29 protein-coding genes and 1 pseudogene are annotated in these 26,300 nt (G+C 20.7%); 12 read left to right on the top strand and 18 right to left on the bottom strand.

Annotated features, from left to right (window positions below; translation table 25 throughout):
• Nucleotides 1-283, top strand: a pseudogene (locus VAMP_RS00875) (hypothetical protein); the annotation flags it as partial.
• Nucleotides 284-345: 62 nt separating this feature from the next.
• Here the strand turns inward: VAMP_RS00875 and VAMP_RS00870 are convergent.
• From VAMP_RS00870 to zupT, 4 genes are all read right to left on the bottom strand, one after another.
• Entirely contained in the window at nucleotides 346-861 is a 516-nt protein-coding gene (locus tag VAMP_RS00870) for a hypothetical protein (protein ID WP_213348241.1), read from the bottom strand.
• A gap of 252 nt (nucleotides 862-1,113) precedes the next feature.
• Nucleotides 1,114-2,595 carry a hypothetical protein gene (locus tag VAMP_RS00865; protein ID WP_213348239.1) on the bottom strand — a complete coding sequence of 494 codons (1,482 nt, stop codon included), beginning with the start codon at nucleotides 2,593-2,595 and terminating at the stop codon, nucleotides 1,114-1,116.
• A 30-nt stretch (nucleotides 2,596-2,625) separates the two neighbouring features.
• Entirely contained in the window at nucleotides 2,626-3,696 is a 1,071-nt protein-coding gene (locus VAMP_RS00860; protein WP_213348237.1) for an MraY family glycosyltransferase, read from the bottom strand.
• Between the two features lie 3 nt (nucleotides 3,697-3,699).
• Nucleotides 3,700-4,500 (bottom strand): zinc transporter ZupT, encoded by an 801-nt coding sequence (gene zupT, locus VAMP_RS00855; RefSeq protein WP_213348235.1) that lies wholly within the window; start codon nucleotides 4,498-4,500, stop codon nucleotides 3,700-3,702.
• Nucleotides 4,501-4,599: 99 nt separating this feature from the next.
• Between zupT and VAMP_RS00850 the strand changes: the two genes are divergently transcribed.
• The 5 genes from VAMP_RS00850 to VAMP_RS00830 all read left to right on the top strand — a co-directional run bounded on the left by VAMP_RS00850 (nucleotide 4,600) and on the right by VAMP_RS00830 (nucleotide 10,397).
• Nucleotides 4,600-6,672, top strand: coding sequence for a VirB4-like conjugal transfer ATPase, CD1110 family (locus VAMP_RS00850; RefSeq protein ID WP_213348233.1), 2,073 nt, complete (start codon nucleotides 4,600-4,602; stop codon nucleotides 6,670-6,672).
• Between the two features lie 31 nt (nucleotides 6,673-6,703).
• Nucleotides 6,704-7,765 (top strand): hypothetical protein, encoded by a 1,062-nt coding sequence (locus VAMP_RS00845; protein WP_213348231.1) that lies wholly within the window; start codon nucleotides 6,704-6,706, stop codon nucleotides 7,763-7,765.
• Between the two features lie 2 nt (nucleotides 7,766-7,767).
• A complete protein-coding gene (locus VAMP_RS00840; protein WP_213348228.1) occupies nucleotides 7,768-8,679 on the top strand; it encodes a hypothetical protein in 912 nt (303 codons plus the stop codon).
• Nucleotides 8,679-10,040, top strand: coding sequence for a glutamate ligase domain-containing protein (locus VAMP_RS00835; RefSeq protein ID WP_213348226.1), 1,362 nt, complete (start codon nucleotides 8,679-8,681; stop codon nucleotides 10,038-10,040). Before VAMP_RS00840 ends, VAMP_RS00835 begins: the two co-directional genes overlap by 1 nt.
• 156 nt (nucleotides 10,041-10,196) lie before the next feature.
• Nucleotides 10,197-10,397, top strand: coding sequence for a hypothetical protein (locus tag VAMP_RS00830; RefSeq protein ID WP_213348225.1), 201 nt, complete (start codon nucleotides 10,197-10,199; stop codon nucleotides 10,395-10,397).
• A gap of 329 nt (nucleotides 10,398-10,726) precedes the next feature.
• On the opposite strand, the gene VAMP_RS00825 is transcribed toward VAMP_RS00830, so the two are convergent.
• From VAMP_RS00825 to VAMP_RS00805, 5 genes are all read right to left on the bottom strand, one after another.
• A complete protein-coding gene (locus VAMP_RS00825) occupies nucleotides 10,727-11,524 on the bottom strand; it encodes a YidC/Oxa1 family membrane protein insertase (RefSeq protein WP_213348223.1) in 798 nt (265 codons plus the stop codon).
• A gap of 105 nt (nucleotides 11,525-11,629) precedes the next feature.
• Nucleotides 11,630-12,235, bottom strand: a complete 606-nt coding sequence (locus VAMP_RS00820) for a YdbT family protein (RefSeq protein ID WP_213348221.1) — start codon at nucleotides 12,233-12,235, stop codon at nucleotides 11,630-11,632.
• A gap of 15 nt (nucleotides 12,236-12,250) precedes the next feature.
• Complete coding sequence (gene rpmE / locus VAMP_RS00815) at nucleotides 12,251-12,478, bottom strand: 50S ribosomal protein L31 (RefSeq protein WP_213348219.1); 228 nt, start codon at nucleotides 12,476-12,478, stop codon at nucleotides 12,251-12,253.
• Nucleotides 12,479-12,505: 27 nt separating this feature from the next.
• Nucleotides 12,506-12,970 (bottom strand): nucleoside-diphosphate kinase, encoded by a 465-nt coding sequence (gene ndk, locus VAMP_RS00810; protein ID WP_213348217.1) that lies wholly within the window; start codon nucleotides 12,968-12,970, stop codon nucleotides 12,506-12,508.
• Between the two features lie 100 nt (nucleotides 12,971-13,070).
• Nucleotides 13,071-13,271, bottom strand: coding sequence for a ferredoxin (locus VAMP_RS00805; protein ID WP_213348214.1), 201 nt, complete (start codon nucleotides 13,269-13,271; stop codon nucleotides 13,071-13,073).
• 324 nt (nucleotides 13,272-13,595) lie between these two features.
• Here VAMP_RS00805 and VAMP_RS00800 point away from each other — a divergent pair, with 324 nt between their 5' ends.
• On the top strand, nucleotides 13,596-14,552 hold the full coding sequence (locus tag VAMP_RS00800; RefSeq protein WP_213348212.1) for a signal peptidase II: 957 nt from the start codon (nucleotides 13,596-13,598) through the stop codon (nucleotides 14,550-14,552).
• A 71-nt stretch (nucleotides 14,553-14,623) separates the two neighbouring features.
• On the opposite strand, the gene VAMP_RS00795 is transcribed toward VAMP_RS00800, so the two are convergent.
• The 8 genes from VAMP_RS00795 to pnp all read right to left on the bottom strand — a co-directional run bounded on the left by VAMP_RS00795 (nucleotide 14,624) and on the right by pnp (nucleotide 20,401).
• Nucleotides 14,624-15,100, bottom strand: coding sequence for a hypothetical protein (locus VAMP_RS00795; protein ID WP_213348209.1), 477 nt, complete (start codon nucleotides 15,098-15,100; stop codon nucleotides 14,624-14,626).
• A 97-nt stretch (nucleotides 15,101-15,197) separates the two neighbouring features.
• Entirely contained in the window at nucleotides 15,198-15,869 is a 672-nt protein-coding gene (locus VAMP_RS00790) for a hypothetical protein (RefSeq protein ID WP_213348207.1), read from the bottom strand.
• 29 nt (nucleotides 15,870-15,898) lie between these two features.
• Entirely contained in the window at nucleotides 15,899-16,198 is a 300-nt protein-coding gene (locus VAMP_RS05870; protein ID WP_213348205.1) for a metal-sulfur cluster assembly factor, read from the bottom strand.
• The gene (locus VAMP_RS00780) at nucleotides 16,191-16,556 is read right to left on the bottom strand and encodes a hypothetical protein (protein ID WP_213348203.1); all 366 of its coding nucleotides are present in this window, start codon (nucleotides 16,554-16,556) and stop codon (nucleotides 16,191-16,193) included. Before VAMP_RS00780 ends, VAMP_RS05870 begins: the two co-directional genes overlap by 8 nt.
• A gap of 41 nt (nucleotides 16,557-16,597) precedes the next feature.
• Nucleotides 16,598-17,368, bottom strand: coding sequence for a hypothetical protein (locus VAMP_RS00775; protein WP_213348202.1), 771 nt, complete (start codon nucleotides 17,366-17,368; stop codon nucleotides 16,598-16,600).
• A 24-nt stretch (nucleotides 17,369-17,392) separates the two neighbouring features.
• The gene (locus VAMP_RS00770) at nucleotides 17,393-17,941 is read right to left on the bottom strand and encodes a hypothetical protein (RefSeq protein WP_213348200.1); all 549 of its coding nucleotides are present in this window, start codon (nucleotides 17,939-17,941) and stop codon (nucleotides 17,393-17,395) included.
• A gap of 6 nt (nucleotides 17,942-17,947) precedes the next feature.
• Entirely contained in the window at nucleotides 17,948-18,253 is a 306-nt protein-coding gene (locus VAMP_RS00765) for a hypothetical protein (protein WP_213348198.1), read from the bottom strand.
• Between the two features lie 30 nt (nucleotides 18,254-18,283).
• Nucleotides 18,284-20,401 (bottom strand): polyribonucleotide nucleotidyltransferase, encoded by a 2,118-nt coding sequence (gene pnp / locus VAMP_RS00760; protein WP_213348196.1) that lies wholly within the window; start codon nucleotides 20,399-20,401, stop codon nucleotides 18,284-18,286.
• A gap of 347 nt (nucleotides 20,402-20,748) precedes the next feature.
• Here pnp and VAMP_RS00755 point away from each other — a divergent pair, with 347 nt between their 5' ends.
• The 5 genes from VAMP_RS00755 to VAMP_RS00735 all read left to right on the top strand — a co-directional run bounded on the left by VAMP_RS00755 (nucleotide 20,749) and on the right by VAMP_RS00735 (nucleotide 25,773).
• Nucleotides 20,749-20,928, top strand: a complete 180-nt coding sequence (locus VAMP_RS00755) for a hypothetical protein (protein WP_213348193.1) — start codon at nucleotides 20,749-20,751, stop codon at nucleotides 20,926-20,928.
• A gap of 25 nt (nucleotides 20,929-20,953) precedes the next feature.
• Nucleotides 20,954-21,493 (top strand): hypothetical protein, encoded by a 540-nt coding sequence (locus VAMP_RS00750; RefSeq protein ID WP_213348191.1) that lies wholly within the window; start codon nucleotides 20,954-20,956, stop codon nucleotides 21,491-21,493.
• Nucleotides 21,468-23,684, top strand: a complete 2,217-nt coding sequence (locus tag VAMP_RS00745; RefSeq protein WP_213348189.1) for a hypothetical protein — start codon at nucleotides 21,468-21,470, stop codon at nucleotides 23,682-23,684. The genes VAMP_RS00750 and VAMP_RS00745 overlap by 26 nt, the downstream gene beginning before the upstream one ends.
• A 12-nt stretch (nucleotides 23,685-23,696) precedes the next feature.
• A complete protein-coding gene (locus VAMP_RS00740; RefSeq protein WP_213348188.1) occupies nucleotides 23,697-24,224 on the top strand; it encodes a hypothetical protein in 528 nt (175 codons plus the stop codon).
• A gap of 175 nt (nucleotides 24,225-24,399) precedes the next feature.
• Nucleotides 24,400-25,773, top strand: coding sequence for an autotransporter outer membrane beta-barrel domain-containing protein (locus tag VAMP_RS00735; protein ID WP_213348186.1), 1,374 nt, complete (start codon nucleotides 24,400-24,402; stop codon nucleotides 25,771-25,773).
• A gap of 230 nt (nucleotides 25,774-26,003) precedes the next feature.
• Here the strand turns inward: VAMP_RS00735 and VAMP_RS00730 are convergent.
• A partial coding sequence (locus tag VAMP_RS00730) for a PD-(D/E)XK nuclease domain-containing protein (protein ID WP_213348184.1) occupies nucleotides 26,004-26,300 on the bottom strand: 297 nt, incomplete at its 5' end.

Here is a 26,300-nt window from a genome sequence, read left to right as displayed (position 1 = left end):
AGTAAATATATGATTAGTAACAGATACTAATTGATATCCTATAAGTGTAGAAATATTGGAATGAAATATAAATGATAAATCTACACTACAATCAAAAGTAAATGAATTAAAAGAAAGATTTATATTTAAAATCAATTACAAAGTGGGACAAAGTTGTATTCACAGCTATAATAAAGTCATTATGGAAAAAGAGTTTTTTGAAAAAAAATGTAAAACTTCATTTATATATTTTGAAAAACTTAAGTTTATTAAAAAAGACAATCAAAATATATCAAATCAGTAGACAGTTTCAATTGCTATGAATATCTAAATTTAGTATATATTACATCAGATTTTTATTCCTTATTATAATTTTGTTATTATATCAAGGATTTGTTTTTCTATTTTATTATTTCCCAAAAAAGAAGTTCAAGGTGTTTTTATTAAATTATTATAAATTTCTATTTTATAAATATTATTATTATTATCACATATAAAAAATAATCTTTTATAAGATACCTCTCATGATAATTTAATATACATATCTCATTTTTCAGGTAATTTATTAAACAGTTTAGTGAGATTATCAATTATATTTTTATCATCTATAATAATCTCTTTATTTGGTTTTGATTGCTTTGCATGTAGGTAATCTTGAATTATTAATTTATTACAATTCTTTATTTTAAAACTGTAAACAACTTTAAGATCTTTAATTTTATTTTGGGTATATTCTAATTTAATATTTTTATCATAATTATTTCAAATAATACTTGGAGTTTCTTCTGTTAATCTTTTAAAATAAAAAAATAATAATCAAATTACTATAATTGCAATAACAATTATTATTGTAATTATTATTGTAAAATTAGTTTTTATCATATTATAATTTGGTTTTAATAATAAAAGTGTGTGGCTGAATGAGTTGATTTTTATTATTGATTTTATCAAAATTACTTTTTATAGCAATTTGATTAATATTTAAAAAAAAGTTCAAAATTTTTATTAATATAAAAATAAAATTATATAGATTTAATATGAAACATTCATATATTTTATTAAAAAAATCAATAGTAAAAAATTTTAATTGAGAATATCTTAATAAACAATTTAATCATTTGAAAATCTATTATTTTATGCTTTAATAAATTTATTTTTTATTTTACCATCTATAATTTTACCAACTCACATTCATATTCATTCAAATTTAATTACAACATATTCTCTATCTTTATATTTTCAATCAAGATTTTCTATTTTTATATCTTCCAAATTTGAATATTTTTGCATATCATCTTGATTTAGATTTATGTATTTTTTATTAGTTTCTCATCAAATCGTAGTACCAAAAGAATGCAAAGGTATGAATTTATGTTCTCATCCAAATTTCATAATCGGTACTCATACTTTTTCAAATTCTAGTATATCTTTAAATTCCAAAAATTCTGGACTAGTAAGATAAATTTTTTTGGAAGTAGCAAAAAATAAATATTTAGATTTATCTACTTTTATTCAATATTGTTCTTGAATAAAATTTGAAACTTGTTTTTGTAAAGATTTGGAAGTATCAATTTTGAAAGGATTTTTTGGTGCTATTTTGTTTTCTTTATTTGGATATTTTTCTTGTAGAGTTTTTACTTTTTTAAATTTTGCAATAAAAAATCATCATGTTTTTTGTTTATGTGGCCAAAATCTTGCTAATTTTTCTGCATCTTGTTCGCTAAGTATTTGTTTTGTTTCATTATCAATTTCAATTTCTGTTATTCAAATAGATTTATTTTTTATATCTACATTTTCCAATTCTATTGCTCATTTAAAAAAATCTAATATTTTGGAAACATTTTCTTCATTTTCATAAGGATTCATAGTACAAGTACTATAAACTATAGTTCATCATTGTTTACAAGATTTTATTGCCGACACTAACAATTGAAATTGTGTACCACATATTTTATTTATTTCTTGCCTTTTCCAAATTTTTAATGAAAAATCAGATTTAAATCATGTTCATTCTCCAGAACAGGGTGCATCTACCAAAACATGATCAAATACTTCTCATAAATTTTTACCAAAAACAAATCAATTTAATTTGGTTAACATAGAATTATAAATTCACATTCTATTTAAATTATGAGCAGTTGTTTGTAATCTTTTTCAATTAACATCATTTGCAACTACTATTCAAGGTCTATTTTTATAAGACAATAAATAATCTCATATTTGAGTACTTTTTCATCAAGGTGCCGAACTTATATCTAATATTTTATCTCATTCTTTTATGTCCAAAAATCTAGCTGGCATACCTGCTGCTATTTCTTGTATATAAAAAATTCCTGACATATGCAAAAAAGATTTTCATAATGCAAAATCAATTTCTTCTCTATCTATATAAAAACTATCATTTTCAATATTTCATTTCTCTATAAATCAAGGATCTATTATTTTCCATCACCAATTTGATATTAATTTTCTAAATTTATCTAAATTTATTTTATGTAAATTTATTTTAATACTTTTTTTCAGAGGGAGTGTGCAATATCTTTTAAAATCTTCCAATTCATTTTTATTTTCCAATATTTTTTCTATTTCATCAAGATAATTATTATTAATAATCATTTTTATTTTGTAATTTTAAGTAAAATTTATTTAACTATTTTTGTTTTTTTGTAAATATTCACAAGGAATTTTTTTGTACCAAAATAAATAAGAATTAATTGAGAAGAAAAATAAAAACATAATAGCAAATATTATTAATTTTCATTCTCTATCTGTTCAAAGCAATATCATAACAATCATTAAAAATAAAGACCAAGATCGAATACAAACTCTAACTTCTGTTCTTGACCATTTTAAGGACATTAATCTATAATGCAAATGTGTATAATCTCATTTCAAAGGATTTTTTTTGATAATAAACATTCTATGAATAAATACCCAAATAGAATCAAATACAACTAATGATAAAGCTACTATTATAGTTCATATTTTAGCTCATCAAAGCAATGATAAATAAGCCAAACTAAATCATAAAAACATAACACCAACATCTCTCAAAATTCAAAAAGGTTTAAATTCAATAAATGTATAAACTAATGAAAATATAAAAAATATATAAGATATATTTATCACCATTTTTAATGTTTCCAAATTTTCTTGTGATATTCAAGTATAATGAGGAATTACAACATATTGTAATAATAAAATAATACTCAAAAATCAAATAGAACTAACTCAACTTGCCAAAGAATTTACTCAGTCAAACCAATTGATAGCATTAATAAAACCTATAAACCATATAATAGTTAATATTAAAGATATAATTATAGGAAATTGTACTTCTCAGATAATAGGAAGTGAAATTTCAAATATACCAACTCAAGCAAAGAAAAAAGTAATTGATACTACCAAAACTTGTACCAAAAGTCTAATTTTAGGATTAAGATTTTTGAATGCATCAATTAAAGAAATAATAACTAATAAAGATCAAGATATAAAAAGTATTAATATTTCTTTTTGAAAAAAATAATTCGGGAAAAAAATAAAAACGGAAGACAGTATTCAAATAAACAAAAAAATTCATTGTATATTTGGAACTGGATTCCTAGCGGGAATTATATCAGGTCATGGTTTATCCAATATAGATAATTTTTTGAAAATAAAAATTCAAAAAAATCAAATAAATAATGCAAATGTAAATATCAAAAAATAAGTTAACATTTTTTATAAAAACAACATTATAAATCAAACTGATAACATTCAAAATAAAACTCAAAATACTTCAGAATGATGTTTTTTGTAAACTGCTGCCGTTGGCAATAATTGATGAAAAGATACAAAAAGCATAATTCAAGCTACAAAAGAAAACATAGCTCACATTATAAATTCACTATAAAAATAGTAAACAAATATAATTCAAAAAATTGCTCAAATTAAATTAAACATTCAAGCTAAACTTGCATATATAAAAGATTTAAGTTTACTACCTGTCGCATAATATATTGGTAAAGCGACTGACATTCATTCGGGAATATTATGTAAAGCTAATGCAATAGCAATTGCAAATCCAACTTCTATACTAACAACTCAAGAGACAAAAGTTGCAAGTCATTCGGGAATATTATGTAAAGATAAAGCTACAGCAGTCAAAACACCAACTTTAAATAAATTATTTTTATTAATTACTCATTCCAAAAAATTTGGTTCATCAGGATTAAATTTTTCTCATAAAATATAATCTACAAATATCATAAATAATATTCAAACAGAAAGAAAAATTAATGACCAAACTCAAGCAGGAACTTCAGATACAAAATAATTTTCAAAAAAACTTAAACTTTCTGGAATTATTTCAATAAAAGATAAATATATCATAACTCAAGCAGAAAATCATAATCAAAATGATAAAAATGTATAACTTTCTTTTTTGAAAAAAAAGGCAATAATTGCTCAAATACTAGTTGAAAGTCATGCAAAAAATGTTATAATTAGTGCATAATAAATAGTTTCAAGATCGATTTGCATAATTTATTTATTAAATTAAATAAATAATATTAGATTGAAATATAAATAAAAATATGTATAATTCAACAGAATTTAAATTTTTATTAAAAAATTATTAAAATGAGTTTAAATAATTGTAAAGATGTTGTTTATGATTCAAATTATACTTGATATATTCAAAGATGAGGTTGAATCAAAATTGATATTGAAAAAATACAAAATATAAGTAAACAATGAAAAAAATCTTGAGATACTAAAAAAGTAGGATTTTTTGATAGTATTTTTAATATGATGTTTTGAACATGATGAACAAATAGTAAAAATAAGAAATGAAAAAACTCTAAAGAAATAGATTGAAAAAGTCCTGTAGAAAACAAATCTTTACAAGATCAATTAAGATATTTAATAAATTTACCAGATGAAAAATATAAAGATAGTTTATTGACATCAAAACTTAGAGAGCATATTAATAAAATAGAAAAAGAATATATAGAAAATTTTTCAGATTATAAATCTCATATAGCGGCATCGTATTGGGAATTGAAATCATGAAATTTTAATATAAGTTGAGTTATGTGAAGAACATATTATGCAATATGATATCCTTCATATTTAGATATGTTATGGACTAGAGATACATTGTCTTTCCATAGTAAATGGGATATGACATGGTTTATATATCCATCAGATGATGCATCTATGCAATGAATGTTGAAAAGAAGAGCTACACAACTTAAAGCCGAAATTTCAGAATCTATGAATAAATGAATAACTTTGGATTCAGAAATAGAATTGGAATATAAAGATGTTGAATCAATAAGACAAAAATTAGCTACTAGAGAAGAAAGGTATTTTCAAGCATCTTATTATACTACAATATATGCAGATAATGAAGAAAAATTAAATGAAGAATCCAAAAAATTTGAACAAAAAATTTGATGAAATTGAATTAAAGTAAAACCTTGTATACGAAGGATGGATGAGTGATACAAATCTATAAATCCTTTATGTTTGGACGAATTAGGAATATCAAGAAGTATGTTAACAAGTTCTATTGCTTGATCTTTCCCTTTTATATCAAGTGATTTAGTAGATAATAAATGAATATTATATTGAATAAATCTTCATACTTGATGATTAATAATTTTTGATAGATTTTCTCCAAAACTTGCAAATGCAAATAGTACAGTATTGGCAACTTCTTGAGCTGGTAAATCTTTTACTGTAAAATTAGAAATTTTGAGATATCTTATTTTATGAATTGATGTAATTGTTATAGATCCAGAAAATGAATATAAAACATTGATAAATAGTGTATGATGAACATATATTAATATAGCAGTAAATTCTTCTGAAAATATTAATCCATTTGATTTGCCACCAAAAATAGAAGATGTAGAATATTGAAAATGAGATCTTCTTAGATCACAGGTAATGAATTTGATATGACTTATATGAGTTTTAGTCTGATGATTATCTGTAGAAGAAGAGGCAATACTTGATACAGCATTACAATCTACTTATTCTATAAAAGATATAACATTTGATGATGAAACACCAGAATGAAAAACTGTTCCACTACTTGAAGATTTATTGCATATTTTGGAATGAATGGAATGATGAGCAACTCTTTGATTAAAAATTAGTAAATATGTAACATGAACATTTTCAAAATTATTTAATAATCCTACTAATGTAGATTTGGATACATGACTTACTGTATTTAGTATAAGGGATCTTGATGAATCATTAAAAACTCCAGCAATGTTTAATGTGCTTAATTTTATCTGGACAAAAGTAAGATCAAATAAGAAAAAAAGATTATTAATTATAGATGAAGCTTGGATTATGATGCAACATGATATGTCTGCTAATTTTTTATTTTGACTTATTAAAAGAGCTAGGAAATATTGACTTTGAGTTACAACTATTTCACAAGATGTAGAAGATTTTGTAAGAAGTCCTTATGGTAAACCTATAGTTGCAAACTCTGCAGTTAATTTATTATTAAAACAATCTACTTCTTCTATAAAAGCATTAAATACTGTTTTTGGTTTATCTGAAGCAGAAAAACAAAAATTAGTTTCTTCAAATATATGAGAATGATTATTCTTTGCTTGAAACCAACATGTTGCAATGAAAATATTAGCTTCTCCTTATGAAAAAGAATTTATAGAAACTAATGTTAAATAAAATATTTATATAAAATAAAATAATATATTTAATGGAAGAAAATAAAGATTTTAAATTTGAAGATAAACATACTTATAGTCTTGTTTCAATATTATTCTTTGCTCCTTGAGTATATTTTTTACTAAATTGAAAAAATGATAATAATATATCTGATGAAGATAAACAATTTATTATGTGATATATTAGATATTGATTAATTATTTTATGATTATTAATTTTTTCATTAATTATTTATATTGTATCAATATCAATAAATTTATATGTTTATTTTTTTACTTGATTGTCAAGTTTAATTGCTACAATTGCAGTATTAATGATAATTGCATGATTTTTTCTTATATTTCAAGATAAACAAATATTTCAGTCAAAAATTGATATTGTTGATATCAAATATAAAAAAATAAATGTAAATTCTATAGATATAGCTTTTTATTTCTTGCCTATAAATAATTTTCATATATGGTACAATAATCCTGATATAAATAAATATTGGTGGGTAAAAGAAAGTTTTTTGTGGTGGTATTTGTGGGCTGTATTTACTATAATTACATTAAATATACCTTTATCATTAGTTCTTTTGTCATTAATTTTTGTTAGAACTGTGTCTTTAGTTTTCAATATAGATATTATACCAGATAAATATAAAGAAAAAATAGATAAATTATATGATACGAATCCAGAAGAAATATTTTCTTATATTAAATCTATGATAATATTTTTTTACAAAAAAATTAAAGATACTGATACTAATAAAAAAGAATATTTTGTAGATTTGGAAAAATATAAAAATGAATATTGATATATATTAAATATTGATAAATATGATAAAGAAAATATTATTAAATACAAAGATATATTTTTACAATATTTGATAGCTTTTGTTTTTGCTTTAGTTTTATCAAATATTATTTATATAAATACTATAATTAAATTTAATTCTATATCCAATATATTATATTTATGATATTTTTTTGTGATTATAAGATATCTTTATATGATATATAAAAAAAAGATTATCAATATTCCTATATTTAAAGAAATAGTAGATTTAATTAATCTTGTAGCAGATTTTATAAATAAAAATAAAAAATAAAAATGAAAAAAATAATAATTTTAATATTGTTAACATTATTTTTAATATCAAATACTTTTGCACAAGGAAGATTTGACGGTGAACTTAATCAATCTAATAAACAATTACAAAATGTTACTGATCGTTGAATAGTTAATTATAATATAGAATGAGTTAGAGATCTTATATTTTATGTATGAAAAGATATAATAATTCCTATACTTATATTAGTATGAATAATAGTAGCAATTTTTTGATTTTATAAATTAATGTTTGGTAAAGATAGTGAAGAAGAGCAAAAAAAATGAATATCTTTTATGGTGCGATGAACGGTATGAATATTAATAATGATATCTGCATTATTCATAACTGATACAGTAATATGAGAAGCAGGTACAGAATTTGAAGAAATAAAATGAATAGATTTGGCAAGTCAACTTTATAATGATATTGCTTATCCGTTTATTAAAATATTTGCATATTTGGCAGTATGATTTTTATTTGTAATATTGTTGATACAGGGTATCAAAATGTTAACTACAAATCAAGATGAATCTGCAAAAAGTGCAAGAATGATATTTGTACGAAATATAGTTTGAATATTAACTATTTTGTTTGCTAGTGAAATTGTTCAATTAGTATACTGAGAATGAGAAAGTTCTATTAATAGTGCATGAGAAGTTGGAGAAATATGATGAGCAATATTACCAAGTGAAACAAATATAGGTTTTATTACAACTATTATCAACTGGATTTTATGATTTACTGCATTTATTATATTAATAATAATAATATTTCAAACATATTTATTGTTGGTAAAACCTGATGATGAAAATACTTTGACAAATTTAAAAAGAAATATAATATATATTTTTATATGAGTTTTGGTAATATGATGATGATTTTTAATAACTAATTTCTTACTAATAAATTAATGAATATAATAATAGTTTGAGCTTGATGAACTTGACTTAATAATATTGCAAATTTATTTTTTCAATTTTGATATCAAAATTTAATTTGTATTGATAAATATGACAGTGAAAACACAAAAAAACTTGTTGATAAAGGTATCAAAACAATAATATGACATTGAAAATATGAAATACAAAAAGAAGATATTGTAATATATTCTGATGCAGCCGAAAATACCAAAGAAGTGATTGACTCCAAAAATATGGAATTTGATTTTAAAAAATATCATAAAAATTATTCTTATTTTGAATTTTTATGAGAAATTAGTAAGTTTTACAAGACTATTAGTATAGCTTGAACACATGGGAAAAGCACAAGTACAGCTATGTGTGTATACTTGGCGAAAAAGTTTTGTTATGATTTTGGATTATGAATAGTATGAGCTAGTTTAAATGATTTTGATAATGAAAGTTTTGTAATAGGAGAGCAAAATAAAGATTTCTTATGACAAGTTATTAATTATATTACAAATAATAAACAAACTTATATAGATGAAAATCTAATAAAAAAATTTTATATGATTGTAGAAGCTGATGAATTTAATGAACATTTTTTGTATTTGGATACTTATATTGCATGAATTACAAATATAGAATTGGATCATGTAGATGTATTCAAAACACAAGAATTATATTACAAAATATTTGAAGATTTTACAAAAAAAGTAAATGATAAAATATTTTTGTCAAACGAATTTGATCAAGAAAAAATAAATAATAAATGAACAAATATAGAAGAAAATTTAATTAATTTTGAAAATATACGATGAGAACATAATCAAAAAAATTGAAATTTATCTACAAATATAATTTCATATATTACTTCAAAAGATAAAAAAGAAATAATACAGTATTTACAAAAATTTTGATGAATATGAAGGAGAGCTGAATATATTTGAGAAAATAAAAATTGAGCAAAAATATATTTGGACTATGGACATCATCCAAATGAATTAAATACTACTATAGAATGATTTCAAAATAAATTTAATAACAAAAATATAAAAATTATTTTTCAATGACATCAATCCAAAAGATTAATACAATTTTGGGAAGAATTTAAAAATATACTAAAAGATAAAAATTGTATAGTATATAAAACTTATACAGCAAGAGAAAATGAAGCTGAAATAATATCTTATTGAAAAAAGAAATGAATAAAAATTAATTGTACAAAAGATTTATCAACAGTTTTTGCTAAACAAATAAATTGATTTTATACAGAAAAAATAAAGGAATATTTGGATACTTATCAAAAAAATGATATATTAATAGTTTTTAGTGCTTGAGATTTACATAGTAAAATTAAAGAAAATATATAAAAGTAAAAAATATAATAAAAGGTGTTGACTTTAAACTAATTTTGATTATATTGCTATTGTTGTGATTTTGAAAATATATTTTGGTTATACTGAAATTGATTTAAATTATTATTACTATTTTTCACAACATAAAATCATTCACCAACAAGTACCTTAATGGTACAGGAGTTTATTATCATGAATAATTTACCATTTGTTATATGGATCTTGGGGTTCCCATTACTTCATAGTATACAGAGTTATATTAAGTTTTTACAAACTGGTGTATATGTAGATGCTGATCCAAGTTATTCTTTGTTTTTTTTCCTTATTTGGATTTTTGTGTCTTTTGCACTTTATAGACTTGAAGATGACTAATAAGTAGACTTGATATAAATTTAAGCACTGGCTGTATTTGGTCAGTGCTTTTTTTGTAATTAATTTTGTAGTAGTAAATTGAATTATTTTACTTCAATATTATATAAAATATCATTTTATTTTATACTTATTTATATATTACTTTTAATATTTTTTATTAATTTTTTATTGACTTTTTATCTAAAATATATATATTATATATACCCTTATAAAAACAAAAACAAAAAAGGGCTTTTAGATATCTAAACAAAAACAAAATGATAGATACTTGAGTATAATTATACAAAAACAAAAAAGCTTGGCATAGCCAAGCTTTTTTGTTTTTAAATTTAATTTTTAGTTTTTTGAGTTAATGATTTTAATTTAATTTTTATAATTTCTTTATATTGAATTGTAAATTGTATTATACTAAATGTAGTAGTAGTAACAATATATAATCATATTCAAGAAGGCATACTATAAACGAAACTCATCATAATTAAAGCCAAAAATATATTCATAAACTTCATAACTTTATTTAAATCTGGAATATTTGCTCATGCTCATGGTATATTTGGTATAGTTGGTGCTTGTCTATTTAAAGTTGCTAATTTCATTTGAGTAAAAATTAATATTCATGCTATCAATGATAAAATAATTTCTCAAGAATTCAATAACTCTAATCAAAGAAATTGTGTATTTACTTGACTTATTTCTAATCATCACAAATTTAATAATTCCAAGAAACTATATAAACTTGACATATCAATTATTCATTCTGTTTCTGAAAGTGTTCTTACAACAAAAAATAATCATATAAAAACTGGCATTTGAATTAAAAGCATTAAACATCATTTAAGTGGTCAAGCTCATTTTGTTTTCAAAATTTTCATAGTTTCATCAGCCATTTTTTGTTGATCATCTTTATATTTTTCTTGTATTTCTTTAAGTTTTGGTTGCAGATCAGTCATTTGTTTTTGCATTTCATTTCATGCAAGTGCAGGTTTCAGAAGAATTAATCTAATAACAATTGTCAAAAGTATAATTGATATTCATAAATTTAAATCAAATATTGCCAAAAATAGTATTAGTAAATTAAATATAGGACGATATATTATATCATGTACTATAAGAACTATAGGATTCATTATTTAAAAATTATCTATTAAAAATAAAAAAAAGCACTTAAGTGCTTAGAATTCAAATATTCAATGCACTAAGCACACTTTAAATAAAACACAATCAATAAAAAATTATTTTTTTTTACTAACATGTTGTGAAATAACTTCTCAAAGAGTTTCTACAAGAGTATCAAAATTGTTAGGATTTTCTTCCTCTTCTTCCTGTTCTTCTTGAGCATTTTTTGTTAAAATATCATCTTTTATAGATATTATTTTGTTAGTAACATCTCAAGGTTTATCAACATTATTAAATATATATATTTCATCTTGTCTTTTTATTTTAATATTTCACTTGTTAAAAACAAGATCTAAAATTCAATTTTGTTCATCATATACACTTTGTATAGAATTCCATGATATATATTCAGTATTTTGATCCAAAAATCAATCTCGTACATATATATATATTCATTTATCTGTCAATACTACACTATCCAAATAAATATCCAAAAAACTTACTATATACATTCAATAAATCAATAAACCTATAGATCAAAACACAAAAGATAAATCTATAACAAAATAATCATTAATAAAACGATATGAAAACAAAATAATTATAATAAAAAAAAAGTATTTTATTAACATTTTCATATAACTAAATATATCATGTCATATGATATATTTAATATTAACATCTCATAAAGTATTAAGTATTACTTTTTCTTTTAAGAACATTTTATAATTATTTTACTATTTTTTAGATTTTATACTTTCCATTCTTTTTTTCTTTTCCAAAAACTTTTCCATCCTACCTTTAACAACTCTTGTTTCTTGTTTACCAGTATAAGTAGGGTGGCAAGCTGGACAAGATTCAACCTTTATAGGTCATTTTGATACACTATTGATATTAAATTTATTTCAACAAATACATTGAACTTCTACTTCTTTGTTGTACATAGGGTGTATTTCTTTTTGCATCTATTTAATAATATTTATTTATATAAATTATTTTTCATCATCTTCATAAATTTTATCTTCATCTGCTCTAGTATAAGAATATAATTCATTTTGATCAAAAAATCTTTCTAACTCAACTTTTGCCGCATCAATATCTTCTGATGCATGAACTATATTTCTACCTATACTCATAGCAAAATCTCATCTTACAGTTCAAGGTTGTGCTTGTCTTGAATTTGTAACACCTATCATAAGTCTCACAACATCAACTGCTTCAACTCATTCCCAAGCTTGTACCAAAACTGGAGATGATGTCATATATGAAACTATTGAAGGAAAAAATGGTTTATCTTTTAGATGATCATAATGTTTTTCCAAAACTTCATTATTTAATTCAATCATTTTACATCATACTAATTTCAATCATTTTTCTTCAAATCTTGAAATAACTTTACCTAACAATCATCTAGTAACTGTATCAGGTTTAAGAATAATCAGTGTTCTTTCGCTCATAATATTTTATTTATTGATTTAAAACTTTATTAAACTTTAAATTAGTTTTATTATTAATAATAAAAAACTTTTTAATATATCAAATATTAATATAATTTTATTAATCATTTGAAATATGAATAACAGAAACTGGACAAGAATCACATGCATTCTTTACTTCATCCCATTGTTCTTTATTTTCAGGTTGATTAGTAGTAAATGCTTTTCAATTTTTATTAAAATCAAAAAATTCTGGAGCAATAGCTACACATACTCAACATCATATACAAGATTCACTATCTGTAAAAAGTTTTTTACTCATATTTATATTTTAATAAAACAAATTAGCTTGTACAATATAATCATTTAATAATTATTTTCAATAGCAAATTCTTCTAATTGTGCCTACAATCTTAAATTGTCATTAAAAGGTTCTTCAATAAATTGAGTAAGTAAACTTAATAAAAGAGGATTAATAGAAGATAAATTTAATTTTCATAATCTAATATAAATAATATTTTTGAAATATTTTTAATTTTTAAATCATCTAGCTTTTATATCTAATTTAGTTATAAAATTTACTTGCAAAATTTGTACTAATTAATTATAACAAATTATTTATTATATATTATAAATTATATAAAATATGGAAAAAATATGACAATGACGAAGATGAGAAGTTTATATTTATGAAAAATGAAATAAAAAAATTGCAAAAAAAATTGCTTTAGATCAAACTAAAAAAGCAAGTATATTAAAAGAAATAGATATAATAAAGAAATTAAATAATAATTGAATAAAATTTGTTCCACAAATAGAATCTATTTGAGAAAATTATTTTGAATATCAATATATTGAAGGGGAGTCTTTTGATAAAATATTTGATAAATCAACTAATTTTAAGAAAAAGAAATTAATTAAATCTTTATTGCAAAAAATTTATATTTTGGATAAATTATGAGTAATTCATGGTGAAATGATAAGACCTTTTTCAAATATTTTGGTAGATAAAAAAAATAATATTAATATTATAGATTTTGAAAGATGAACTATATGAGATTTTACTTGAAAAAATATGAGATCATTTTCCCAATGGCTAAAAAATCAAAAATATTTAGATATAGACGATTTAAAAAAAATATGAAAATTGAAATCTATTAAAGAAATTTATTTGTATATTAAAAGAAAAATAGAATATATTCCTATTTGTTATAGTATTATATTTATTTTTTTATTGGTAATTTTAGATTTATTTACAAAATATATTTTTTATGATTTGTGATATTTTCAATTTTTGCCTTTCATAAAACAAGCATTTAATGAATGAATATCTTGGTGAATATCCGTTAATTATAGTATAGTTTATTTTTTAACTTTTTTTAGTACAATATTTTTTATATTTTTACTTAAAAAAAATTGGATTTCTAGTTTTATTTTTGTTCTTTTATTTGCTGGTACTATATGAAATTTAATTGATAGACTTTATCTTGGTGGAGTAAGGGATTTTATTTCTATATTAGATTTCCCGATATTTAATTTTGCAGATATGTATTTAAGTTTTGCTATATTATATATTTTATATGAAGAATTTATAAAAAAATAACAATCTTTATCTTGATTGTTATCAAAAATTTACAAGTCATAATTTAATGCCAAAAATTTTAGTATTAAAAATTATTTCTTTTTCTTCATTTTGCAAACTTCTAGATTTTTTAATGTAAAAAATAATGATATTAACATAATTAATATTCATAATATTTTCAATTCAATTCAAGAGTATGGAAGAGATAATATTAATCATGATAGTCAAATATATGAAGCGATAGTAATTCAACAAGCTGGACATCATATTGATATAAGACTTAAGAAACTTCATAATATACTTGAACTATTTTCTTTTGCATTAAATGAACCAAAATAAAATATTTTATAAGAACTTGAAGCAAAAATTAACCCAAATAATACTGCTATTACATAATTTCAATAATATTCAATATTTGCATAAAGCAATCATTGATTTCCCAATATATGCATATAATCCATAAAATGATTAATTACAAAGTATATTGTAATTCAAGCAATAATTCATAAAAACATAGGAAAAGGTGATTTAATAACCTTTATTAAATTTCATAAAACCAATTTAAACATAAATTATATATTATAAATATAAAAGATATTCCATATATTATAAATTAAAAAAAGAAATTCAACTAATATTTTTGTATATAAATTATTTGACTTATTTTTATTTATATTCATATTTATATATTTCTATCATATTATAACATAATTCTGAAATCATAAATAAATCATGTATAGATATTATATTAAAGAATTTATCATTATGAGAGAGTTTTTTGAAATTAATTTTTATTTTTAATCAATAATCTTTATTTCATTTTCGGTATTTATCAAAACTTTTTTTATATTTAAAATCAAAATTAATTAATGGTCATTGATTGTACAATAAATATATTTTTTGACTTTCATAATCTTCAGTTTTGATAAGTATATTTGTATCTATATTATGAGAAAGTACATTTCTTATAAATCTTATTATTTGATCAAAATGAAAATAGTTATTTCAAAGTCTTTCTTTTATAAAATATTTAAATTCGTTGTTGTTATCCAATAATTCTTTCATAGTTGATGAAATTCATCTAAACATTGTTAATTCAGTAAAATATCAAAATATATTTTGTTTATCAGGATTATTATAAATTTCTTTTAATAATTTTTGAATAGTTTTTTCGTTTAGTTTAAAACTAGTTTTTGTTCAAGTTTTTATATTTATATCTTTTGCAAATTGACTAATATCATTTTCTTTTATTATATTTTCCAAAAATAATCATAAATATAAAAATTTATAATATCATTGTATTAATCATATAGATTTATCTATTTGTTTTTTGTCCATAAATATTGATAATTTTAATTTAAAATTTTTTATTCAAACATTCTTTTTAAATCTTCATCTTTAATCATATCTGGTGACCAAAGTGGATCAAATGTTAATTCTACTTCTACTTTATCTTTTGGGTATTCATCATTTATAGCTTGTTCTACTAAATTCATAATTAAATCTGCTGAAGGACATGCAGGAGTTGTAAGTGTCATTATTATTTGTATATAATTTTCTTCTATTTTTATATCACGAATAAGTCATAAATTATATATATCTATAGCAGGAAAATCTGGATCATATACTTCTTGCAATAAATCTTCTATTATTTCAAATTTATTCATTTTCCAATATTGTTAATATATGTAAAAATAAAAATATTACTATTGTTACAATTCATATAGTTTGTGTTCGATTTTCCATTATTATTAAAGATGTATTTATAATTATATAAAATCAAAATAATAATGAAGTTTTATAACTTTTTGATGATATTAAAATATTATCTTTTTTTGAAAATATTTTATATCATATAAAAAAAATATAAAAACTAATTCACCATGATATCAAGAATAATCAAAAAAATCAAAAACCAAGTCCAATTATAGGATCTTGGTAAACATTTATATAATTATATATTATATATAATATTGCAAAACCAATTATAATTTTAATCAAAGATCATATATGATAAAATAACATATATTATATTATATTATGTTTTAAATTTATTTAGTATTTAATTAATTATCTACATTAATATCTTCTACATTTACATCTTCAATTTCATCTTCATCTACTAATACTTCATCTATACTAGGTATATACAAAAAATTATTTCAAGTTTCATAAAATTTATAATATAATTTTTCCCATATGGTATGAAAAACTGGTAATATAGTATATACTAAAATAGGAGGTACTATTATTAATATATGTGCTCAATCTCAAGATGGTCATATACTATTTAAATTATAAATCACTAAAAAAATTATTATTGTAAGACTAATTCATATTGTTCAACCTATCAAATGTACACCTGAATAATTTGGATTTGTAAATATTTCTATTATTATATAAGATAAAAAATTTGCAAAGATAATATGAAATGCTAGTATTAAAAGTAATGTTTGTGGTTCCTTATTGAATAATATATAAATTATAGATATAGAAAAAAATAAAAATATATTTGTAATTAAAGATAAACTAATCATTTTTCATAAATCATAATATTTATTTGAGAAAAATAAATTATACATTATCAATATAATCATATTACCTATTATTGCTGAGAAAAATCAGATAATCATTATTATTAATGATAAAAGTGGATTTGCTCATCAATTTTCACTCATAGTAGAAGATAATGCTGTACTAAATACTCAAGAAAAAACTGTATACATAATGAAAATAAAAAATGCAAGCATCAATCATACTATAATTCACATTATTCATTTTCGTAATATTGACATTCAAGTAGGATTATTTGGTTCTATAATAATATTGTTTTGCATAATAATTATATATTTATAATAAAATTAATTACAAGAAATTGTTCAAATATTTTTTATAAATTCTGAGAATCTATCTTCTCATGAACTAAAAGATAATATATATCAATTATCATCTTTTATAAAATAATATTGTAATATATAATATTTTGTATCTTCATCAAAAATAGAATCATATACTTCATATTTTGAATAATATCAATCTATTTTATCATTTTTACATTCAAAATCAAGTTTTTTTATGTTTTCTATACTATTTAATGTTGTAATTCATTTATTTAATTTATTATAATTTGCTTGTGTATATGTTTCCAGATCTATTTTATTATTTAATTTATTTTTACTTATTATTAAATTATCTTTGTATATGTCTTCAAGACTATCAATTTTGTAACTTGCTATTATTTTATTTTGTATTTGTTGTCAATCAAATGTTCCACTTGATATAGGGATGAAATGTTCATTTATTTCCATAACAAATCAATCAAATTCTACTGTTTGATTATTTTCAGACTCAAAACATCATGTCAAAAAAGGTAAAGATAATAAGATTATATATAAAAATATTTTTTTCATAAATATTTATCACATTACTAAATACAAAATCGCTATTCATACTCAAATAATTGTTCATATTACAAAACCTTGTATATAAATTTTATTTTCGGATGAATCTCATTTTTCCAAATCATTTTTTACAATCAAAAAACTTGCTATTATATATCATATCATAACTCAAACTATCAATAAATATAATGGCATTAATATCATTCATATAGTTTCAAAGCTATTATTATCAAAATAATAATTTCATCTCAAAAAAAATGATCATATAATAATAGAAAGAATAAAAAATATTATTTTAAATATTTCAAATATTGTATTCATTTTATAATTAATTATTTAATTTATTAAAAATTAATCCTCTTTTCTAAGGTCAATTTTACCATTATTATCATCAATTCATATAATTTTAACTCTAATTTTTTGTCATTCTTTGTACATAGTTTTTAGATCACTTACAAAAGATTTTCAAATATTTTTTACATGACATAATCATGATTTATTTTTTCCAATATCAACAAATAATCAATATTGTTCTATTCTAGTGATTTTTCATTCTATGATTTGTCATATTTCAGGAGACCATATACTTTCTTGTATCATTTTAATAGCTTCTTCTCAAGATTTTGTGTCTTTTGCAGTAATTATTGTTGTTCAATCTTCTTTAAAATCTATTTTAACTCAAGTTTCTTTTGTGATTTCATTAATATTTGCTCAACCTGATCATATAACTTCTCTAATTTGACTAGCTTTAAGTTTTATTTTTGTAATTTTGGGTGCATAAATACTTAATTCTTCATTTGGTTTATCAATAGTTTGCAACATAAAATCCAAAATATCTAATCTTGCAGTATTTGCTTTTTGTATTGCTTGTTTTATTATTTCCAAACTTAATCATTTTATTTTCATATCCATTTGTAGAGCAGTAATTCAATTTTTAGTTCAAGCAACTTTAAAATCCATATCTCATGTAAAATCTTCTACTCACTGTATATCAGTCAAAATTTTAAATTTTTCTCAATCAGTAATTAATCACATTGCTATTCAACTTACAGGATTTTTGATAGGAACTCATGCATCCATCAATGATAGGGTAGTTGCACATACACTTGCCATAGATGTACTTCAATTACAACTGAAAACTTCACTAACTACTCTTAATGTATAAGGAAAATCTTCTTCACTTGGTATCATTGCTTCCAATGCTTTTTCTGCTAATTTTCAATGTCAAATTTCTCTTCTACTAGCTCATCTTGATGATTTTGCTTCATTTGTACTAAATCAAGGCATATTGTAATGATGCATAAATCTTTGTTCTATAGCATCAGATTCCATATCATCTACTAATAAAATATCTCAAGGTGCTCATAATGTAGTTGCACTGAAAACTTGTGTTTCTCATCTTTGAAAAAGTCATATTCAATGAATTCTATTATTTCATAATCAAGTTTCACAATATAGAGGTCTTATTTGATCAAGTTTTCTTCAATCAACTCTTTTTTCTTCTTCTAGTATTTTTTTTCTAATAAAATTTTTTATAACTTTAAAAACTCAAGATCATAATTTAATTTTTGTTATTTCTTTATTATTTTCATCTTCCAATTCATTTTTAAAATTTTCAAATATTATATTTTTTATAATTTCTGATTGATTATTAAATTCTTTTTTGCTAGATGGTATTAATTTATTTAATTCTTCAATTTTTAAACAGTTTTCTATTTTTTCAATAAGTTCTTTACTAGGTTTATTAGTTATTATTTCTTTTTTTTCTATTTCAAAATTTTTCAAAAATTCATTTTGTAATTCGCAATTTTTTCTTATTTCTTCTTGTCATATTCTAAAAGCTTCCAATAATATTTCATCACAAACTTCATTTGCAGAACATTCTACCATTGTAATTGCATCTTTTGTTCAAGCTAATGTAAGTTCTAATATTCATTCTTTTACTTCTTGATAAGTTGGATTTATTATATAATTTCAATCTTTATATCAAATTTTTACAGCTCAAACTTCAGATTCAAAAGGTATTCAAGCTAAATTTATTGCTAAACTTGCTCAAATAATACTAGGAATTCATATTCAATTTTCTTTATCTACACTCAAAGGAGTAATTGCAATTACTACATCATTTATCATTCATTCTGGAAACATAGGTCTTATAGGTCTATCAGTAAGACGAGCTGTAAGTATAGTTTGTTCGGATGGTCTTCATTCTCTTCTTATATAAAGAGCTCATCAAATTTTACCACCAGCATAAAAAGATTCTCTACAATCTATAGTTAGTGGCATAAAATCTTTATTTTCATCTGGATTTTTATTTATTACTGCTGTCGCCAAAACGGAAGTATCTCATATTTTAACTACAACCGATCCATCAGCTTGACTTGCAAGTTTTCAAGTTTTTATTTCAAATTGTTTTCATTCCCACAATATACTTTTTGAAATTTCATTTATTTGTAATTTATTTATCATAATATTTGTTTTTTTAAAATTAATATATAAAATATATAAACTTATATAGTTTTAATCTAAAAAATCAAGACATCTATATCTAAGTTTTTATAAAAAAAAAAGAAAAATATTAAAAAAGCTAGTTATAAACTATCAAAAACAATAATTTTCAAATATCATTATCAATTTATTTTATTTAACCAATTTGTTTCAAGTAATTTTAATAGAATATTTTTGCTTTTATGTTCAATGAGTAATATAAGTTTTTTTATTTATTTTTAATAAATATATTATGATTAGATAATATATATTTGAAAAAATTAAAAAAATCATTATAATAATTGAAATTTATGTAGTAACTTTTTGTTATGGAGCTTAATAATGAAATTATTGAAAAAATTAATAAATCTATAATTATAAAAAATGAAGTAAAAAATTTAATTTTACAAAATTGGCATAAATTATCAGATTTTCAAAAAACAAATATTATTGAAATGATAAATGAAAGTGATGATTTAAATAAAAAATTAATCAAAAATAAAAAATAAATTTAAATAATTTTGTGAAATTAAAATGAATTCAATAAATAAAATAAAAAATTGATTAAATTTTATAGAAAATGATGAACAAAATCCTGAGATTATAACAAAACAAGAAGCTTATTATACAATTAAAAAAATTGTAACAAATTTTAGTAATGAAATAAAAAAATTTGAAGATGAAGAATCGTTGGATTATTATAATTCCAAAGAATTTATAGAAAATTTAAATAAAGATATTATTGATTTTGTTTTAAATAGTTTTAATTTAGATTCAAATAAAAATTGATATATAAATCAATTTAATATAAATAATTTTATGAATAGAGAATGAAAAATATTAATAAATGATTTTCAAAATTATATTGAATATTTAAATAAATGAATAATAGATATTATAAATTTATGATGATTAGATAAATTTGAAAGTGTAGATAGAGATCTAAATTTTATTTATTTTGCAAGTCCTAGCAAATGGATAAAAAATATAAGATGATGAGAAACTATAAAACAAGCTATGTTAAAGTCTAATTCAAAATTATCTAGTGATGAATCTAAACATTTTTTTAAATAAAAAATATTGAGAAAAATGATTTTGAAAATGAGTTTTGTTAGCAATATCACTTGAAGCACCTGAATTAGCTGAAGATATATTGAAAATTATTGCTGATATACCATTACTTATCAAAACTTTACCACAATATTTATATTATAGAATTAAAAATTGATATGAATTTGATATAAAAAAACAAGAATTAGGAAAAATGCATCCAATTATTTGATTGATGAATATAATTACTGATAAAGAAACAAATGAAAATGTAATAGATATATTAAAATTATTTAGAAATAAAGAAAATCGGACTGCTTGATGATTAGTTTCAAGTATATCCTCTATATTAACAATCCCATTTGCTTGATTATGAATTATAAGATGAAGTATGCAACTTAATTATAAATTATCAAAATTTTCTGCCAATATAAAATATAAAACTTCAAAAAATTTTAAAAGATTTAAAAATTCAAGTAATGAAAATTTAATTGATAACTATGAAGAAGAAGATTTAAAATCTGAACAAGAATACTGACAAGAAAATTTAAATGATAAAATAGAAATAAAAAAAAATATAGAAAAATTACATCCTCTATTATCAATAATGAAAATAAAGGAAAATTCTGTATTGATTTGATTTAGTTTCAAAAATATAAAATATTTGAATGATAATCTTTGACAAAATTTTGTAGATATTTTTATGGATATTATCAAAGAACATATTTATCAAAAAATAGAAATGAAATTTCAAAAAAATTATATTACAATAAAAAATGATTACAAAAATCTTGTAATTAATATAAAGAGTAATAATTGTGAAAATAAAATATTGCAATTATTTTATGATTCTAGAGAACAAATAATAAATCAAGTAATAAAATCAGATAAGTTATTAAATATATTACCCGAATGAGAAAAAATAAAAATAAAAAAAGTATTGAGAAAAATAGATATTTGAATTTGATATACAAATATAGCTTCTTTAAATAAAGATACTGAAAAAGTTCATGCAATTAGACAAGCAGAATTAGCTTCCAAAAATTCAAATAAATATCCTATAAAATATACTAATTATGATATTATAGAAAAGAATATGAGAAAATTTGATTATTTTCAACAAGAAATATTTTTACTTGAATGAGAGGAATTTGAATTAGATTGACAAACTTTTCCTGTAATTTCTCAAAAAATTGATTGAGAAAAAGTTATAAATCCAGCTTTGATAAGAGCTAAAAGAAAATGAAAAGAAATTAAATCAAAAAATTTTTATTTAAATTGGTATATAGAACAATATTTGCTTGGATTAAATAATTGATTTGATTTTATTTTTCCTTGATGAGAAAATATAAATAAAAGTTTACAAGATGCAAATAGAGATAATGAAATATTAGATTCATATCTTAAATGAAAAGAAATAAATGAAGAAGAAATAAAAAGAATAGAATTTTTGCAAACACATTCTCATAAATGAATGTTATCAAAAGATAAATTTATGCAAAATATAGAATCACAAAATTGAATTTCAATATTTGTAGATATAAAAGATATGTGAATTATGAATTTTTCTGATTTTAAAAATACTATAAAAGATTATAAAATCAATAAAGATGAAGATATATTATTATCAACTTGATCATTAGTTACATCACAATTTAATTATTTTATAAAATCTCTTTCTGATAAAATTTGAGATAATATAGAATTAAGTGCTTGATGAGATGAATTATATATTTTCATAAGATGAACAAAATTTGTATTTAGTACAATTAAAAAAGTAGATAAATCATTAAAAGAATCTGGTATGAAATGAAGATTATCATTATCTTATCAAGAAGTTGATGATTCATATGAATTATATAATTCATTGGAATTAAATACATTAATAATAAAATCTGTAGAAGAGAATTTGGATATATATTTTAATAAAGTTAGTAAATGAATAGTATGATTAAATCAAAAATTAGAAGAAAATTTTATAAAAGCATATAAATTTTGATATTTAAATAATATATCATTTTATATGAAATCTAATAATATAAATTATATGGAATACATAGATTTTATAAATCAAAAAATATCTGAAAATATTGAAAATATAATTATTTGATTGTTTACATCTGATGTATTTAATAAAGTTTATGAATTAGATATTGATTGATTTAGTATCATATTTCAAAAAAGAAATTTTGGTTTACATATTACATTTAAATAATTATTAAAAAAAATGGAAGAGATTATGAATGAAGATAATAATTTAAAAAAAATAAAATATCATTGATTGATAAAAATTTTTTCTTCTGAATTGGAAGATAATTTGGAATTAAAAAAATTTAAATGTGAATTTATAAAATTATGGTTTTATATAAATTTACATAATTGTAATTGTATAGTTCCATATATAAAAAATTTATTGAATGATGAATGAAAAATAAATATTGAAATTATTAATGATTTATTATTTTCTATAATGCCTTATATAGAAAAAACAAATCAATTTTGAATTAATATGTCAAATCTTGAAAATACAAATCAAGAATTTAAAATTTTTTTGGAATATATAATGTATGAAGATGAAGTTTTTGATAAATCTTTTTTTGATTGAGTTGATTCATCTATAATTGATTTTATGCCTGAAAATTTAAAAATGAGTTTTTGTAATGATAAAGAAAAAGAAATTTTTTATTGATCTTTAAATGAAATAATAAACTTATTGAGAAAATCTTTAAAAGATAATTTATTTAAATTAGTATAAAAAAAGTGTAAAACAGTTTTAAAATTAATTCTATTTATACATATTATTTAAAATTTAATTTTATTACAAAAAAGTTTAAAAATAGTTTGACAAATAAAAAAAAGTTTATATAATATTGTTGTATTTAATTATTTTATTAAAAAATAATATTTTATATATATAAAAATAAAAAAATATGAAAACAAAAATAAATAGTAATAACTATAAGTATATATTATGATTTTGAGTATCTTCTTTTTTGATATTTGCGATATCTTTTTCTGCTGATTTAACAATTAAACAGCATATTGATAATACAAAGGCATATATAAAACATATGTTTTTCCAACATAATTGAAGAATTGATTGAAATACAAGACTTGAAATAAATGCTTGAAGTTGATCAAATTATGAAACTTTTCAAACATTTACTGGTACTAGTAGTGGTACTTATAATAGAACTTTTGGTATAAGTGCTGATAGTGGTGATACATATATTGGTAGAGATTTACAAGTAGATAGAGATACAAATATAGATGGTACATTGGATGTAACTAAAAAAACACATTTGAAGGATGATTTACAAGTAGATTGAAATACAAATATAGATGGTACATTGGATGTAACTAAAAAAACACATTTGAAGGATAATTTACAAGTAGATTGAGATACTAATTTAAGACAAAATCTTCATGTACAAGAAAATTCAACAATGAGTTGAACATTAACTGTAGAAGATTTTACACATTTGAAGGATAATTTACATGTTGATGAAAATACAACAATGAGTTGAACATTAACTGTAGAAGATTTTACACATTTGAAGAATGATTTACAAGTAGATTGAGATACTAATATAGATGGTACATTGGATGTAACTCAAAATACAACTTTAGATAAAAATTTAAGAGTTTGATGAAATACTACTTTATGAAATAGTCCGTCTGATAGTTCAAATATTAGAGGTACTGTAAATATAAGTGACCCATCTGAACTTACAACAATAAAGTGAAACTTACAAGTAGATTGAAATACAAATATAGATGGTACATTGGATGTAACTGAAAATACAACTTTAGATAAAAATTTAACAGTTTTATGAGATACAAATTTAAAGAATACAAATATAGATGGTACATTGAATGTAACTGAAAATACAACTTTAGATAAAAATTTAACAGTTTTATGAGATACAAATTTAAATCAAGATTTAACTGTTGAAGAAAATACACATTTGAAGAATGATTTACAAGTAGATTGAGATACAAATTTAAATCAAGATTTAACAGTTTGATGAGATACAACTTTAAATCAACATTTAACAGTTTGATGAAATACAAATTTAAAAAATACTAATGTAGATTGAGATGTTTTTATAGATTGAACATTGATAGTTACTGAACCAGTAGATTTTAAACGGTTGGAAGTTGAAAAATGAGTTGGTATAGGTATGGCACCTCATACAAGTGGATCTCCAGATACTGCTCTTAGTATAGATTGAAAAATGGTAGCACATGGTTCAAATGCTTGATATTGTTTTGACGGAAAATGATGTCTTAGAGTACCATAAAAATTAATTTAAAAAAAATAAGAGACAAAATAAAGTATAATTATTTTGTCTCTTATTTTTTTTATTTCCATAAAAATTAAATTAGAACAAATAAATGAGCTTCAACAAAAAATATTTAAAATAAGATTATAAAATTTGTGTGGTACATAAATTTGTTTTTATTTTCTTGTAAATACTTTATTAAATCAAGGATTTTTAAATTTTAGTCTATAAAAATGAGTTTAAATTAATTATTTTTCATAAACAACATCAAATTCTCATCATTTTTTATTCCAATTTATTCATATTTTTACTATCTCGTCATCTTCGCTAAACTGTGGTAAATATTTTTTATTTATTTGTTCTATCGCTTTTTTTGCACTATTATTTACTTTCGCCTCTATTATGTAATACTTGTTATTTATCGGTATCACTAAATCTTTTCTTCATTTCAAATTCTCTACCTCTCCATAATATTGTATTGTATTTAATTTCAAAAACATTCCTATGAAACTTTTGAACCATCATTCTGGATTATTGTTTTGCCA

The sequence above is a fragment of the Candidatus Vampirococcus lugosii genome (assembly GCF_018420025.1).
GTDB lineage: Bacteria > Patescibacteriota > Gracilibacteria > Absconditabacterales > Absconditicoccaceae > Vampirococcus > Vampirococcus lugosii.
Note: the sequence above shows the minus strand (reverse complement) of the source record. Positions and strands in the feature narration are given on the sequence as shown.